15 protein-coding genes are annotated in these 13662 nt (G+C 46.1%); 11 read left to right on the top strand and 4 right to left on the bottom strand.

The features are described 5' to 3' along the window. Positions 1–99 precede the first annotated feature (99 nt). Genes C4S60_RS06105 through C4S60_RS06090 form a run of 4 tightly spaced genes read left to right on the top strand, consistent with a single transcriptional unit; the run spans position 100 to position 4166 of the window. Positions 100–1050, top strand: coding sequence for a YbgA family protein (locus C4S60_RS06105; protein WP_103879449.1), 951 nt, complete (start codon positions 100–102; stop codon positions 1048–1050). Beyond that, entirely contained in the window at positions 980–1846 is an 867-nt protein-coding gene (locus C4S60_RS06100; protein ID WP_103879448.1) for a MerR family transcriptional regulator, read from the top strand. Before C4S60_RS06105 ends, C4S60_RS06100 begins: the two co-directional genes overlap by 71 nt. Then, the gene (gene phrB, locus C4S60_RS06095) at positions 1843–3249 is read left to right on the top strand and encodes a deoxyribodipyrimidine photo-lyase (RefSeq protein WP_103879447.1); all 1407 of its coding nucleotides are present in this window, start codon (positions 1843–1845) and stop codon (positions 3247–3249) included. The genes C4S60_RS06100 and phrB overlap by 4 nt, the downstream gene beginning before the upstream one ends. Continuing rightward, entirely contained in the window at positions 3249–4166 is a 918-nt protein-coding gene (locus C4S60_RS06090; RefSeq protein ID WP_103879446.1) for a L,D-transpeptidase family protein, read from the top strand. The genes phrB and C4S60_RS06090 overlap by 1 nt, the downstream gene beginning before the upstream one ends. A 60-nt stretch (positions 4167–4226) precedes the next feature. Here the strand turns inward: C4S60_RS06090 and C4S60_RS06085 are convergent, their stop codons facing one another. Next, the gene (locus C4S60_RS06085; RefSeq protein ID WP_103879445.1) at positions 4227–4475 is read right to left on the bottom strand and encodes an Lpp/OprI family alanine-zipper lipoprotein; all 249 of its coding nucleotides are present in this window, start codon (positions 4473–4475) and stop codon (positions 4227–4229) included. A 414-nt stretch (positions 4476–4889) separates the two neighbouring features. Here C4S60_RS06085 and C4S60_RS06080 point away from each other — a divergent pair, with 414 nt between their 5' ends. The 5 genes from C4S60_RS06080 (at position 4890) to pstB (ending at position 10178) form a co-directional block, all read left to right on the top strand. Further along, positions 4890–6218 carry a DEAD/DEAH box helicase gene (locus C4S60_RS06080; protein ID WP_103879444.1) on the top strand — a complete coding sequence of 443 codons (1329 nt, stop codon included), beginning with the start codon at positions 4890–4892 and terminating at the stop codon, positions 6216–6218. Positions 6219–6613: 395 nt separating this feature from the next. Next, positions 6614–7435: a phosphate ABC transporter substrate-binding protein gene (locus C4S60_RS06075; RefSeq protein ID WP_103879443.1), complete on the top strand. Its 822-nt coding sequence runs from the start codon at positions 6614–6616 to the stop codon at positions 7433–7435. 95 nt (positions 7436–7530) lie between these two features. Then, positions 7531–8463, top strand: a complete 933-nt coding sequence (pstC, locus tag C4S60_RS06070; protein ID WP_103879442.1) for a phosphate ABC transporter permease subunit PstC — start codon at positions 7531–7533, stop codon at positions 8461–8463. A gap of 5 nt (positions 8464–8468) precedes the next feature. Beyond that, on the top strand, positions 8469–9332 hold the full coding sequence (gene pstA, locus C4S60_RS06065) for a phosphate ABC transporter permease PstA (protein WP_103879441.1): 864 nt from the start codon (positions 8469–8471) through the stop codon (positions 9330–9332). 96 nt (positions 9333–9428) lie between these two features. Next, positions 9429–10178, top strand: coding sequence for a phosphate ABC transporter ATP-binding protein PstB (pstB, locus tag C4S60_RS06060; RefSeq protein ID WP_103879514.1), 750 nt, complete (start codon positions 9429–9431; stop codon positions 10176–10178). 151 nt (positions 10179–10329) lie between these two features. On the opposite strand, the gene C4S60_RS06055 is transcribed toward pstB, so the two are convergent. The 3 genes from C4S60_RS06055 to C4S60_RS06045 form a co-directional block, all read right to left on the bottom strand. Next, positions 10330–10644, bottom strand: a complete 315-nt coding sequence (locus tag C4S60_RS06055) for a hypothetical protein (protein WP_103879440.1) — start codon at positions 10642–10644, stop codon at positions 10330–10332. Between the two features lie 111 nt (positions 10645–10755). Then, a complete protein-coding gene (locus C4S60_RS06050) occupies positions 10756–11964 on the bottom strand; it encodes an MFS transporter (RefSeq protein WP_103879439.1) in 1209 nt (402 codons plus the stop codon). 13 nt (positions 11965–11977) lie between these two features. After that, positions 11978–12157 (bottom strand): hypothetical protein, encoded by a 180-nt coding sequence (locus tag C4S60_RS06045; protein WP_103879438.1) that lies wholly within the window; start codon positions 12155–12157, stop codon positions 11978–11980. Between the two features lie 203 nt (positions 12158–12360). Between C4S60_RS06045 and yjjG the strand changes: the two genes are divergently transcribed. Both yjjG and C4S60_RS06035 read left to right on the top strand, forming a co-directional pair. Continuing rightward, positions 12361–13035 carry a pyrimidine 5'-nucleotidase gene (yjjG, locus tag C4S60_RS06040; RefSeq protein ID WP_103879437.1) on the top strand — a complete coding sequence of 225 codons (675 nt, stop codon included), beginning with the start codon at positions 12361–12363 and terminating at the stop codon, positions 13033–13035. Positions 13036–13316: 281 nt separating this feature from the next. Next, a complete protein-coding gene (locus C4S60_RS06035) occupies positions 13317–13661 on the top strand; it encodes a c-type cytochrome (RefSeq protein ID WP_103879436.1) in 345 nt (114 codons plus the stop codon). The last annotated feature ends 1 nt before the right edge of the window (position 13662 follow it).

Raw genomic sequence — 13662 nt, 5'->3', positions numbered from 1 at the left:
CAGACTGCCATCCATATAATTGTACAAACCAAAATTTTGTATCACATCACGAGTATGGTCCCGGGGTGTCTGGTAAACCTGCACGACTAGGAGTGAGTCATGAATGATAAAGTTACCGTTGGAATCAGTTCCTGTTTACTAGGTGAAAAAGTGCGCTTTGATTCAGGCCATAAGCAAAGCACTTACGTTAATAAAGAGTTGAGAGACTATTTCGACTTTGTCTCTGTTTGTCCTGAAGTAGGGATGGGACTCCCGATACCAAGACCTACCATTCGACTGATGACCAATGAAGAACGTATCGCACTGGTCGAGACCAAAGATGAAACTAAAGACTATACCGATGGTATGGTCCAGTTTTCGAAGCAGAAGGTGGCTGAACTTAAGGATACAGAGATGTGTGGCTATATCGTCTGTGCTAAGTCACCAAGCTGCGGCATGGAGCGCGTCAAGGTCTACTCCAGAGGTCACGCTTCGACCGATGGAGTGGGGCTATACACCAAGCATCTGATGGAAACCATGCCCTGGCTTCCTGTAGAGGAAGACGGTCGATTAAATGATCCGGTATTGAAGGAAAACTTTATCTCGAGAGTATATGGGTTACGTGATTTTTATCGTTCAATGGAAGGAGAGCCTACTCCGGGGAAAATAGTGGCGTTTCATTCTCGTTATAAGCTGACTCTGATGGCACACAGCCCTTCATATTACAAACAACTCGGAAGATTGGTCGCCAATCAGAAAGATTATGAAGAAGAAGCCTTTTATCTAACGTACCGACTTGAGCTGATGCAAGCGCTCAAACACAGGGCCAGTCGTAAGAACGTAACCAATGTTCTGATGCACATCCAGGGCTATTTTAAACGTTCATTGACCAAAGAACAGAAAGCAGAAATGGCACGAGTGATTGATGATTACCGTACCGGTCTTCTGCCAGTTCTAGCCCCACTTACCTTGCTAAAACATTACCTGAATACCTACCCGGATGATTATTTGTCTCAGCAAATGTTTTTGCAGCCTCATCCGGAAGAGATGCGTTTGCGTTATGGATTGTAAGCAGTCTCTGTACGCTATTCGGGAGGTGGCTGACATGACAGGCGTCAAGCCAGTTACGCTCAGAGCGTGGCAACGTAGGTACAATTTGCTGCGGCCACTTCGCACTGATAAGGGTCATAGAATGTATACGGCCGAGGATGTAGAGCGCATCCATGCGATTCAGGGCTGGCTGGGGAAAGGAGTATCGATCGGCAAGGTGAAAGCGTTACTGGATTCGGATGCTTTTGATTCAAATAAGCTCGATACCAACCAATTGGAAGAGGTAGAGGTGCTGCATGACGCTCTGAGTCGGCTTGATGGTGTGCGTGTAGAGCAGATACTGGCATCGGTACTAAAGGAATATCCGCTTGAAATAGTCGAAAGCAAATTCGTTGCCCCAATTCTCACTGCCATCGAATTCTTGAAAGTGGGTCCCAAGGTGTTGCAACGTTCAATGTTCAAAACAGCTTTGATAAAACGACTCTGTTCGCTTTCAAATGCTGCCGACAAGCGAGGTGGCAGTGCATCTGTGCTGTTGGTCAGTATGGATGTGCAAGGCAACTTGTTTGCATGGCTGGAGTTTGCGAAGTTGGCAGAGTCGGGTAACAGGGTCACATTCTTAGATGGGGTGGATGATATCACGTCGCTGTTTCAGGAATCTGAAGGCTACGACTCAGTGTATCTTTTTGCCGAAAAGTCGCTTGCTGAACGTCATTTGGACCTGGTGCGGTTTCATCTTCAGCAGGGTGAGAACAAGATCCATCTATCGCCTGTCGTTGAACATCTGGTTAATAATAAAAAGAGTAGTAAGAGATGAGATTAGTCTTATTCAACCGAGACCTGCGCACGTTAGACAATACCGCATTGAGTGAAGCCATAGATGGCATTAACCCCGTTATTGCCTGCTTTTTGGTGACGACTGCCCAGTGGGAACAACACAGTATGTCGCCTCTTCAGGCTGATTTGATATACAGACGACTTGAGCATTTGAAGGGGGAACTAGACACGCTTAACGTTCCCTTGATAATTCATCGCTGCGCTGATTACCAGACATCGAATGATTGGCTGGCAATGCTTTGTGACCAGCAGTTGGTGCAGGAAATCTATCTCAATAAAGATTACGAACTCAATGAACAGCGTAGAATTGAGCATTTGCAGTTACTGGGGCAAGAGCGTGGGTTTGGCGTAAGGGCATTCGATGATAAATGCGTGCAGCCACCAGGTACAGTTCGTAATAAACAAGGAGGCTACTTCAAAGTCTTCACTCCATTTCGTAATGCCTGGCAAAGACAGTTTGGTGGCAGTAGCGTAACCAAACCTAAAGTGTCCCGAAAGGTCGACTTGTCTGACAGTTGGATTGAGCTGGCTGATGATCGTTTTGATTATCCAAGACAGGACAGTAGCCGCTGGCCAGTCGACACACCAGAGATATTACGTCGATTGCGGGAGTTCTCTTCGGATAAATCGGCTGGCTATGCCCGGCAAAGAGATATTCCATCCATTGATGGAACCAGTCAGCTTAGCCCCTATCTTGCCATCGGGGCACTGTCAGTAAGGCAGTGTATTGCTCGACTTTATTATGATGCTGAGTCCGAACCGTTGTCAGAAGGCGCACAAGTTTGGCTGAGTGAGTTAATTTGGCGTGAGTTTTACCAGCATCTGGTTTACTTCGAGCCCAAATTGAGTAAGCATCAGGGGTATTTGGTGTGGGAAAAGAATCTGCGCTGGCCGGGAACAGACGATTATTTTGAGTCATGGTGCCGTGGTGCCACCGGTTATCCGATTGTCGATGCTGCAATGCGTCAGTTAAATACCACGGGCTGGATGCATAATCGCTTGAGAATGATCGTTGCCAGTTTTTTGACCAAAGACCTCAACATTGACTGGCGTCGTGGTGAGCGATATTTTATGTCGCATTTGATTGACGGTGATTTTGCTGCCAACAACGGGGGATGGCAGTGGTGTGCATCCACAGGCTGCGATGGTCAGCCCTATTTTCGAATCTTTAACCCCATCACTCAAGGGGAAAAGTTTGATGCACAGGGGGCATTTATCCGTACCTGGATACCGGAGCTGAGCACGGTGCCGAACAAGTACATTCACAAACCCTGGCTTTGGTCTGGATTCTCTGAGATCAACTATCCCAAACCTCTAGTTGATCATAAGACACAAAGAGAGATAACCTTAGCCCTGTACAAAGAAGCAAAGGACCAAAATTGATGTTACGTAAAACCATTTTAGCCGCCTGTCTGGGCTTCTCTCACTGGCTTAGTGCAGCGACGTTTGCACTGCCGACAGATGGGAGCAATATGGTAGGAACTTTGCAATATCACAGCGTGGTGGCCGGTGAGACGATGTCGGACATTGCTAAGCGATATGACGTAGGCTTTCTTTCTTTGATGGCTGCCAATAAGGGTGTGGACCCGTTTTTACCGCCCGAGGACTATGTATTGACGATTCCGAGTCAGGCCATTCTTCCTCATGTTGATGCTGATTATAACGGCATTGTCATCAATCTCGCTGAGCTGCGTTTATATTACTTTGAGCCGGACAAACAACTAGTGCATATTTTCCCCGTCGGAATTGGCCGTATAGGGCAAGACACACCCGAAATGACGACGACAATCAGCCAGCTAAGAGAGAATCCAACCTGGACGCCTCCGGCTTCCATCAGGCAAGACTATCTGGCAAAGGGTATCGAACTGCCTGCAGTAGTTGCAGCTGGCCCTGAAAACCCGTTGGGTGATTACGCAATGCGATTGGCGCATGGTACTGGGTCTTATTTGATTCACGGCACTAACAAGGATTTTGGTATCGGTCTACGTGTGAGTGCGGGTTGTATCAGAATGGAGCCCAAAGACATTGAATGGATGTTCCATCAAGCTAAAATTGGGATGAAAGTCACAATTATCGATGAGCCGATTAAAGTAGCGCTCGAACCTGACCGCAGTGTATTTATAGAAGCTCATGAACCATTGACTCGCAGCGACGGCACAAAGAAAGAAATGATTATTCCCCAGGAGCTGACATGGTGGCTTGAGGAGTTCGGTATTAAGGACCAGTTAGCGCGCGCGGCGGTGCTGGCCCAAAATGGTGTACCCATCGAAGTCGTACCAGCAATGGACGACCTGAAGTAGGGTGTTTTTGATGCATAAAAAAACACCCGCAGTGAGCGGGTGTTTTGGCAATAGTTGATCTTACTTAGTGTAAGATTGAGCGATGTTGTCGATACGCTCGTTAGCACGTGCCGCTTCTTCTTGAGCAGCCATAGCATTTTTATTCGATTCTTGAACTTCACCTTTAAGTGATTGTACGTCTGCACTTAGTTGGCTAACTTGATTGCTTAGGTCATCCAGTTTTGCTGTCGTTGCTTCATCTGGACCAGATGCACAGCCCGCTAGTAGTAGAACTGATGACGCTGCTGCTGCAATTAAAACTTTCTTCATTATAAGCTCCTTCAGGATTAGTATTTCAAACAGCCCTGCCACTTAATCAATCGCATTAAGGCTATTTTTGAGTTTAGTGCCTAATTTTAAGAACGCAAATTATTTAAAAGTCAGAAAAACCAAAAAATTAGGCGATTTTCCGGTTAATCCTCCTCTTTCTTAATTATGAGAATATTTTGCCACTATCTAATGTGATCTCTGTCAAGCTTTTGTGGCTGCGCAGAGATAAGTGACTGTATCGCTGCATTTTATTGATTAATAGACGAAACTGAACTTTATCGAGTGAGATATCTCCTACAATGTATCGATAACAGTCATGCTGTTAGAAGGTGGACATGTCTGGTTACCTAAGAAATTATCAGGTATCATGCGCGCTCATTTTTATAGGTATGACCTTTTGTAGGAGAATCTGCATTGCAATTTAAAGAACTTGGCCTTGATAACCGATTACTGAAGAACCTGAGTCACTATGACTTCAGGCAGGCTACTGACATCCAAAAACAAGCGATTCCTGTCGCTATTGCTGGAAAAGATCTTTTAGCTTCTTCGAAAACGGGTTCTGGCAAGACTTTGGCATTTGTATTGCCGATGCTTCACAAATCGCTAAAAACCAAATCATTTTCAGCAAAAGATCCACGTGGTGTGATTCTTGCGCCGACTCGTGAGTTGGCTAAGCAAGTCTACGGTGAATTGAAGTCCATGCTTGGTGGCCTATCTTACGATGCGACACTGATCCTTGGTGGTGAAAACTTTAATGATCAGGTAAAAGCACTGCGCCGTTATCCGAAGTTTATCGTAGCAACACCTGGACGCCTTGCAGATCATCTCGAACACCGTTCGTTGTTCTTAGATGGTTTGGAAACACTCATTCTTGATGAAGCGGACCGTATGCTCGATCTTGGTTTTGCACCCGAGCTACGCCGTATTCACAATGCAGCAAAGCACCGCCGTCGTCAGACACTGATGTTCTCTGCTACGCTCGATCATGCTGAAGTGAATGATATTGCAGCGGAAATGCTGGACGCACCTAAGCGCATCGCAATTGGTGTATCCAATGAAGAGCACAAAGATATCACTCAGAAGTTTTATCTATGTGATCATCTGGATCACAAAGAAGCCATTCTTGAACGTATTCTCGAACAAGCAGAGTACAAGCAGGTAATCATCTTTACTGCGACCCGAGTTGATACTGACCGTTTGACCAAGTGGCTGAATGAGAAGAAGCTTAAAGCCATCGCTCTGAGCGGTAATCTAAATCAGACTCAACGTAATACCATCATGAGTCAATTTGAACGCCACGTATTCAAGATCCTGGTAACAACGGATGTTGCATCCCGTGGACTGGATATTGCGACGGTCACACACGTGATTAACTTTGATATGCCAAAGCACACCGAAGAGTACGTGCACCGTGTTGGTCGTACAGGCCGTGCAGGTAATAAGGGCGATGCGATTTCACTGGTTGGTCCTAAGGACTGGGACAGTTTCAAACGTGTGGAAGCCTTCCTACAGCAGGATATCAGCTTCTCTGAGCTAGAAGGACTTAAAGGTAAGTTCAAGGGCTTTCGTCCCAAGAAGCCAACGTTTAAGAAGAAAGCACACGATGGGAAAGGTAAGCCTCAGAAGAAAAAGGCGGCACCGAAGAAACCTGCACAGCGTGATAAGACCTTCTACAAAAATGTGGCGGTGGGTGATTCAGTATTCATTCCGAAGAAGAAGCCAAAACCGGCAGACGACGAATAACCTTTCTTGGGCCTCTTGTATGAGGCCTTTTTTGTCTCTGAGAATCGAACTCAGGTTTGGAATGGTTTTTATAACTAAGTCTCCAAACAATGCTGGTTCAGCGCTATCGTCTGGCTTGCAATCACCGTGAAGACTTGAAAACCTCACAACCTCAGACATGACATCTATTGTGACAGGTGGAAACTGTAATAATTGTGACTGTCATATTGAAGCTATGACTCAAAATTTAACCTAACATACTGAATTATAGTGACGTTACCCCAAAACTTACCTTCGACACTTCTGTCATGTGTCATACACCTTTCAACTAAGTGAAACACAACTGTCATATTCGGGCACTAATCTTGTCAGCGTTCAAACGAAACTCGGCAATAACGCCAATAAAGGAAATTGTGATGAAAAAGACAGTTATCGGTGCAATCGCACTACTAGGCGCACTGGCAGTGACTCCAGCTTCAGCTAAAGAAACTATCTCTGCGGTAGGTTCTAGCAGTGTAACTCCACTGATGGAAGTTTTCTCTGAAACATACATGAAGTCGAACTCCAACGTATTCATTGAAGTCCAAGGACCAGGTTCTTCTGCAGGTGTTCGAGCGGCGAAAGACGGTTCGGCTGACCTAGGCATGTCTTCTCGTGACCTTAAGCCTGAAGAGAAAGAGCCAACGCTGGTTGAAGAGGTCGTTGCTCGTGACGGTATTGCGGTTGTAGTGAACCCAGCAAATGACCTTAAAGGTCTGACGGCAGCTCAGGTTACGGCAATCTATAAAGGTGAAGTGAGTAACTGGAAAGAAGTAGGTGGCGCGGACAAGCCAATCGTGGCGATTACACGTGACACGGCTTCTGGTACTCGTGGTGCATTCGAAGACATCATGAGCCTTAAGCAAAAAATCAACGGCATAAAAGTAACGGCTATCTCTCAACGTGCTCAAGTTGCTAACGGTAACGGTGCACTGAAAACAATGGTGGCTAGTAACCCTTACGCTATCGGTTACATCTCTCTGGGCACAGTTGATGAGTCTGTTCATGCTCTAGAGATTGACGGTACTCCAGCAAGCGTAGACAACGTGAAGAACGGCTCTTACAAGGTAGCTCGTCCTTTCCTAGTGCTCTATAAAGAAGGCAAGCCTACTGCTGAAACTCAGAAGTTCCTTGATTGGATGTTGGCTGACGAAGCTCAGGCTATCGTAGAGAAGAAAGGTTACATCTCTGTCAACTAAGCAGTAACAGTAAATACTAAATACTTGCTCAGCCCACCTTTTGGGCTGAGCCTTTTCTGTGTCTAACTCGATTATTCGACGTGTAGAAACTTATTATGACCATCGCAACAAATAGTGAGAAGCTTATGAATAACCAAGCGACTCAGTCAGCGACTCGCCGCCTTAAAGCGCAAAAGCGAGTTGATTGGAAAGAGCGTATTTTCCACGGACTTTTCCTGACTAGTGCAATTATCGGTATTGTCTCTCTGGCCGTGATTGCCTACTTTATCTTCAAAGAAAGTATTCCTGCATTTCAGCAAGCAGGAGTAACTGGCATCGTTTTGGGCCAGAACTGGATTCCACCTGCGCTGTATGGTGTGGCTACGATGATTGTAGCCTCGGTTGTGTCAACGCTTGGCGCGGTAGTAGTTGGTGTGCCAATTGGTGTTCTAACGGCTATCTTCATTGCAGAGATTGCGCCAAAACGTCTTGCAGACATCATTCGACCAGCGGTTGAGCTTCTTGCTGGTATTCCTTCGGTCGTCTACGGCTTCTTTGGTCTTGTCATTATCGTTCCGCTTATCCAACAAGTTTTCAATGTACCTGCGGGTAACACGATTCTTGCCGGTATCATTGTGCTGGGTGTGATGATTTTGCCGACGGTTATTACAGTATCGGAGACGTCGATTCGCGCTGTTCCTCGCACATATAAAGAAGGCTCTTTGGCTCTGGGTGCGTCGAAGATCTACACCATTTTCAAACTATTAGTACCTGCTGCTCGCTCAGGCATCATGACGGGTGTGATTCTGGGTATTGGTCGTGCACTTGGTGAGACGATGGCGATCATCATGGTGATGGGTAATGCGCCTGCTATGCCGGGTAGTATCCTGGATTCCGCGCGTACTCTGACAGCAAACATCGCAATTGAAATGTCGTATGCAAGTGGCGTTCACGCAAACGCGTTATATGCGACGGGTGTGGTACTTCTGGTGTTCATCATGATTCTGAACGCTGTACTGCTTTACTTGAACCGTGAGAAAGCGAAGTAATTATTATGGATAAAGTAAAACTAAAACAGGCTCGTCAAAATAAAGACGCAGTACTAAATGCATTGGTCTGGACAGCCGCAGCGTTAACCGTAGGCTTCTTGTTCTGGATTATCTGGTACATTTTGTCGAATGGACTTCAGCATGTGAACTGGAGCTTTATCACGGACAATTATACGCGTACGGGTGATGAGCACGGTATTTTTCCAATGATCGTTTCGACGGTCTACATGGTTATTGCGTCTATCTCAGTTGCTGCGCCCCTGGGTATTATGACCGCTATCTACCTGACTGAGTATGCCAAAGTTGGCAGCAAGTTGGTTAAAGTGATTCGATTCTGTACCGAATCGCTGGCGGGCATTCCATCGATCATTTTCGGTCTGTTTGGTATGACGTTTTTCGTAGTCATCCTGGGTCTTGGCTTCTCGATTTTGTCGGGTGCACTGACGCTCAGTATCCTGATCCTGCCGGTTATCATACGTACAACAGAAGAAGCCCTAATGGCGGTACCGCAAACTTACCGTGAAGGCTCTTACGGTTTGGGTGCTTCAAAAATCTACACTATCTGGCGCTTGATTTTACCAAGTGCGATACCTGGCATTTTAACATCGGTCATTCTGAGTATTGGTCGTGTCATCGGCGAATCAGCGCCGGTATTCCTGACAGCAGGTATGGTGGCTCGTATACCAGACTCGCTATTGGATTCGGGTCGTACCTTAACGGTTCACCTATATAAACTCACAACGGAACTGTTCACGATTGAAGAGTGGAACCAGGCTTACGGCACAGCGACGGTCTTGATTGTCGTGGTACTGTTGATCAATATGGTTACCAAACTGATTGCCAGCCGCTTCAACACAGCAACGTATTAATTGAGAAAGTGCTTGTCTCAGGCTCGGTCAGAACACAAAGAACCGACCCTGATAGACAGACAAGATGACACGACAAAGAATTTAGAGATTAACAAAATGAACAAGTTTAACATTGAAAATCTAAACCTATTTTATGGTGAAAATCAGGCGCTTAAGTCTATTAATCTACCAATTCCCACCCGTCAGGTGACCGCACTAATCGGTCCGTCAGGTTGTGGTAAATCGACATTGCTTCGTTGTCTGAACCGTATGAACGACTTGATCGAAGGCGTTAAGATCAACGGCAAACTGGAGATGGATGGCACGGACATCTACGGCAATATCGACGTGGCTGATCTTCGCATTAAGGTTGGAATGGTATTCCAAAAGCCAAATCCATTCCCAATGAGCATCTATGAGAACGTGGCTTACGGCCTGCGTGCTCAAGGCATCAAAGACAAGAAGCACATTGATGAAGTAGTTGAGCGCTCTCTGCGCGGTGCAGCGCTCTGGGATGAAGTGAAAGACCGTCTTAAGTCACATGCATTTGGTTTGTCAGGCGGTCAGCAGCAACGTTTATGTATTGCGCGTACCATCGCTATGGAGCCGGATGTTATCTTAATGGACGAACCAACATCAGCACTTGACCCGATTGCAACACACAAAATCGAAGAACTGATGGAAGAACTGAAGAAAGACTACACCATCGTGATCGTGACACACTCTATGCAGCAGGCGCGCCGTATTTCAGACCGCACAGCATTCTTCCTGATGGGTGAGTTGGTTGAGCACAATGAGACACAGGTTATCTTCTCAAACCCACGTGATGACCGTACGCAAGGTTACGTAAACGGTGACTTTGGTTAATGCCAGCATGAAGCTAACAAACATTGAACACAATTTCTTTTTATCGCACGATTCAGTTTGAATCCTAGCATTAGCGAATGACAGAATTTACTGGCATATCACTATAACTATAAGCGATGGTACTATTGCCCCTCTTCGTGAGGGGCTTTTTTTATTGGTGCCGGAACAGGAACGCACATTCTTTCAGGTAGTCTAAAGCTTCCTCAGGCGTTATCTCTTCACCGCGGCGATGTCCCTCTATGAGTCCGATTGTTACCGCATAATTTTTGTCGCTATGGGGGATCTGTTCTTCACTAAAGAATAAGGTGATAAGCCGACTGAGTGCCAGTACATCCTGACGATCGAGATAGATGGACGTTGTTTCATCAGCCGAGACTTGTTTGTCACTGATCCTTTTATTTAAGTGAAGAGTGAGCCATTTGATAAGTTGTGAGTCTTCGACGGGTTCATGATGCTCAACTTCCATTTAATGCCTCCACAGCAATTAGTGCCAATACCCAACTAACCTAATGCTAGATAACGAAAAGCCAGCATGCAAGATACTGGCTTTTGTGATGTTTATTTTGTTGCTTTGCCACTAAACAGCAGAAGCGACACGTAACGGTTTGTCATTGATTGGAAGATGAATTAATGCCGCAACGAAAGCCAGCACAACGGTAGACCACCAAATCGGTTCGTACGACCCATAATAGTCATAGATTCTGCCGCCAACCCATGCCCCTAAGAAGCTTCCGACCTGATGGGTAAAAAATACCAGTCCATACAATGTGGATAGATAGCGTGCACCAAAGATTTGGCGAACTAACCCGGAAGTCAGAGGAACGGTACCTAACCAACAAAAACCAATTGCGCCGCCAAACAGAGCTGCGGTGTGCTCGGTTACCGGAAGGGTAACGAATGCAGCGATGACAACAGTTCTGAATAGGTAAAGCATTGACATCACATGGCGTTTGCTGAATTTGTCGCCCATCAGTCCCCAGAAATAGGAACCAAAAATATTGAAAATGCCGACATAGGCCAAAGCCAGAGCTGCGCTGCTGGCAGGTAAGTGTTTGTCTGCAAGATAGCTAGGTAAGTGCGTTGCGATAAACATGACGTGGAAGCCACAGACAAAGAAACCCGCGTGAATCAGCCAGTAGCCTTTGTGATGAAAGGCTTCTTTGAGTGCTTGTTTTAATGTCAGGTCGTCAGACTCAGTTTGCTGTGTTTTTCTGGCGTTGCTTCGCGCTGATTTCATAAACAGTGAAAATGCGACCATCAATGTGCACAATGCCGCAAAGCCTTGCAGTGCACCTTGCCAGCCCATGTCCTGGAGCATCATTTGAGCACCGGGAATCATGGCAAACATACCGAAAGATCCCGCAGCTGTTGTCAGGCCAAATGCCTTAGCTGCGTGCTCAGCAGGAACTACTTTGGCGACGGCACCTAATACAATAACGTAGCTTGTTGCACTGAGCCCCAGTCCTACGAGTGCGCCTAAAGAGAAATACAGGACGCTTGCTTCCGTAGTTATTGAGGTCAGGTAGAGACCCAGTGAGTAGGCGATGGCGCCGAGCAAGATGACCCGCTTTGAGCCCCATTTATCTGCTGCCATACCGACAAATGGCTGGAACAAGCCAAATAGAAGGTTTTGTATTGCGATGGCAAAGCTAAAGAACTCCCGACCGGTTTGGAAGTGCTCCGAAATCGGCATCATAAAAATGCCAAAGGATTGCCGAATGCCCAGGCTGACAATCAGAATGCCAATACCCAGCCAAACTAAAGCTGGAAAGCGAAAAATACTCATGGATGATTAAGCTCTAATGGTGGTGTTGAGAGTGTTCTATGTTGTCTGACGGGTTCTGTTGGTGACAGCCAGAGTGCACCGCTTGTCGGGCTATAAGCTCGAGCAAGGCGGGGGAGTGATGTACCACCGTCAGTGACATGGCCAATAGCAATGTCATTCTCAATAACTGAGCAAAGATGGATTGTGAAAACATGACGCTCAAATTGGGTTAATAAAGAGCGCGCAGTGTAATGATCGCAGCGTTATGACTCAAATGACATTTTGTGAATCAATCTATGCATAATGTGCATACATTGATTTTCCTTTTGTAAGCCAATGTTGTTGTGACTTCTCTGTTTGTCATATGAAGGAGGAGAGATATAATCTGACTGCCATTTACACGGGAACACGATAACAATGAAGTACGACTGGATCCTTTTTGACGCCGATGAAACGTTATTCCACTTTGATTCTTTTGGTGGAATGCAGTTAATGTTTGAACGTTTTGGCGTGGATTTTACCCGCGATGATTACAACGCCTATCAATTGATTAATAAACCCTTGTGGGTTGATTACCAGGAAGGAAAAATCACGGCTGATGAGCTTAAGCATATCCGCTTTGAAGGCTGGGCTGCAAAACTCGGGGTCACGCCTTTTGAGTTGAATAGTGCATTTCTTCAGGCGATGGCGGACATTTGTACCTTGCTTCCCGGAGCGAAAGAATTGCTAGACGCTCTGTCTGGAAAAGCGAAGCTTGGCATCATCACCAATGGTTTTACCGAATTACAAGCCATTCGTCTGGAGCGCACGGGGCTAACAAATTACTTTGAGCATGTTGTGATATCTGAAGAGGTAGGGGTGGCTAAGCCAGATCTAGGGATCTTTGATTATGCCCACCAGTTGATGGGGCTGCCATGTAAATCGCGCGTGCTGATGGTTGGGGACAACCCTCATTCTGATGTGTTAGGTGGCATTAACTTTGGTATCGAAACGTGTTGGCTCAATACTCAGGGCGCCTCCACACCAGAAGGCATACAACCCAACTACGAAGTGACTTCGTTGTTGCACCTCAAAGACACTTTATTTGCATGAGTTGAAGGTTTTATCCGTTAGACACTCGGTTCTGTAATCCTCTAAGGGGTGTTCAAGCTTGTTCAAAGTTTGAATATCCCTCATGCCCTTTCTATGGTTTAAAGACAATAATTGTCACTTTTGGTGTTTCCATGCGTACAACAGCCTAGTCGGCTTATGTTGTCCACGCTTCAATTCATTCCTTAGTGCATAACGTTCTGTTTCGGCTAGCAATACAAAAAAGTGATTCACCGTCGAATTGTAGTCTGGGTCATATCTCCCGGTCTAGGAGGAACTTTGTCATGGGTAAACATCTCCCGCTACGCTCGGTCTTGTATTTCCTTAGTGCATTTTTGTGGACGCATCCCTTAGCTGCAGATGAGAAGTTTTCTATTGGTGAGCAAAAAGCCAAAACCTGTATGACCTGTCATGGTGAAGATGGCATTTCAAGCATCGAATCCTACCCCAACTTACGTGGCCAAAAAATGGCGTACTTAATCACGGCACTGAGAAGTTATCAGACACGAGAACGTTCCGGAGGTCTCGCTGTACTGATGCAGCAGCAAGCAGATGCGTTGAGCGATCAGGATATCTCCGATATCGCCTACTACTATTCAAAACTTGGCGTCCAAGAACAACGTCAATAAG

The sequence above is a fragment of the Vibrio hangzhouensis genome (assembly GCF_900107935.1).
In the GTDB taxonomy this organism is placed as follows: domain Bacteria; phylum Pseudomonadota; class Gammaproteobacteria; order Enterobacterales; family Vibrionaceae; genus Vibrio; species Vibrio hangzhouensis.
Note: the sequence above shows the minus strand (reverse complement) of the source record. Positions and strands in the feature narration are given on the sequence as shown.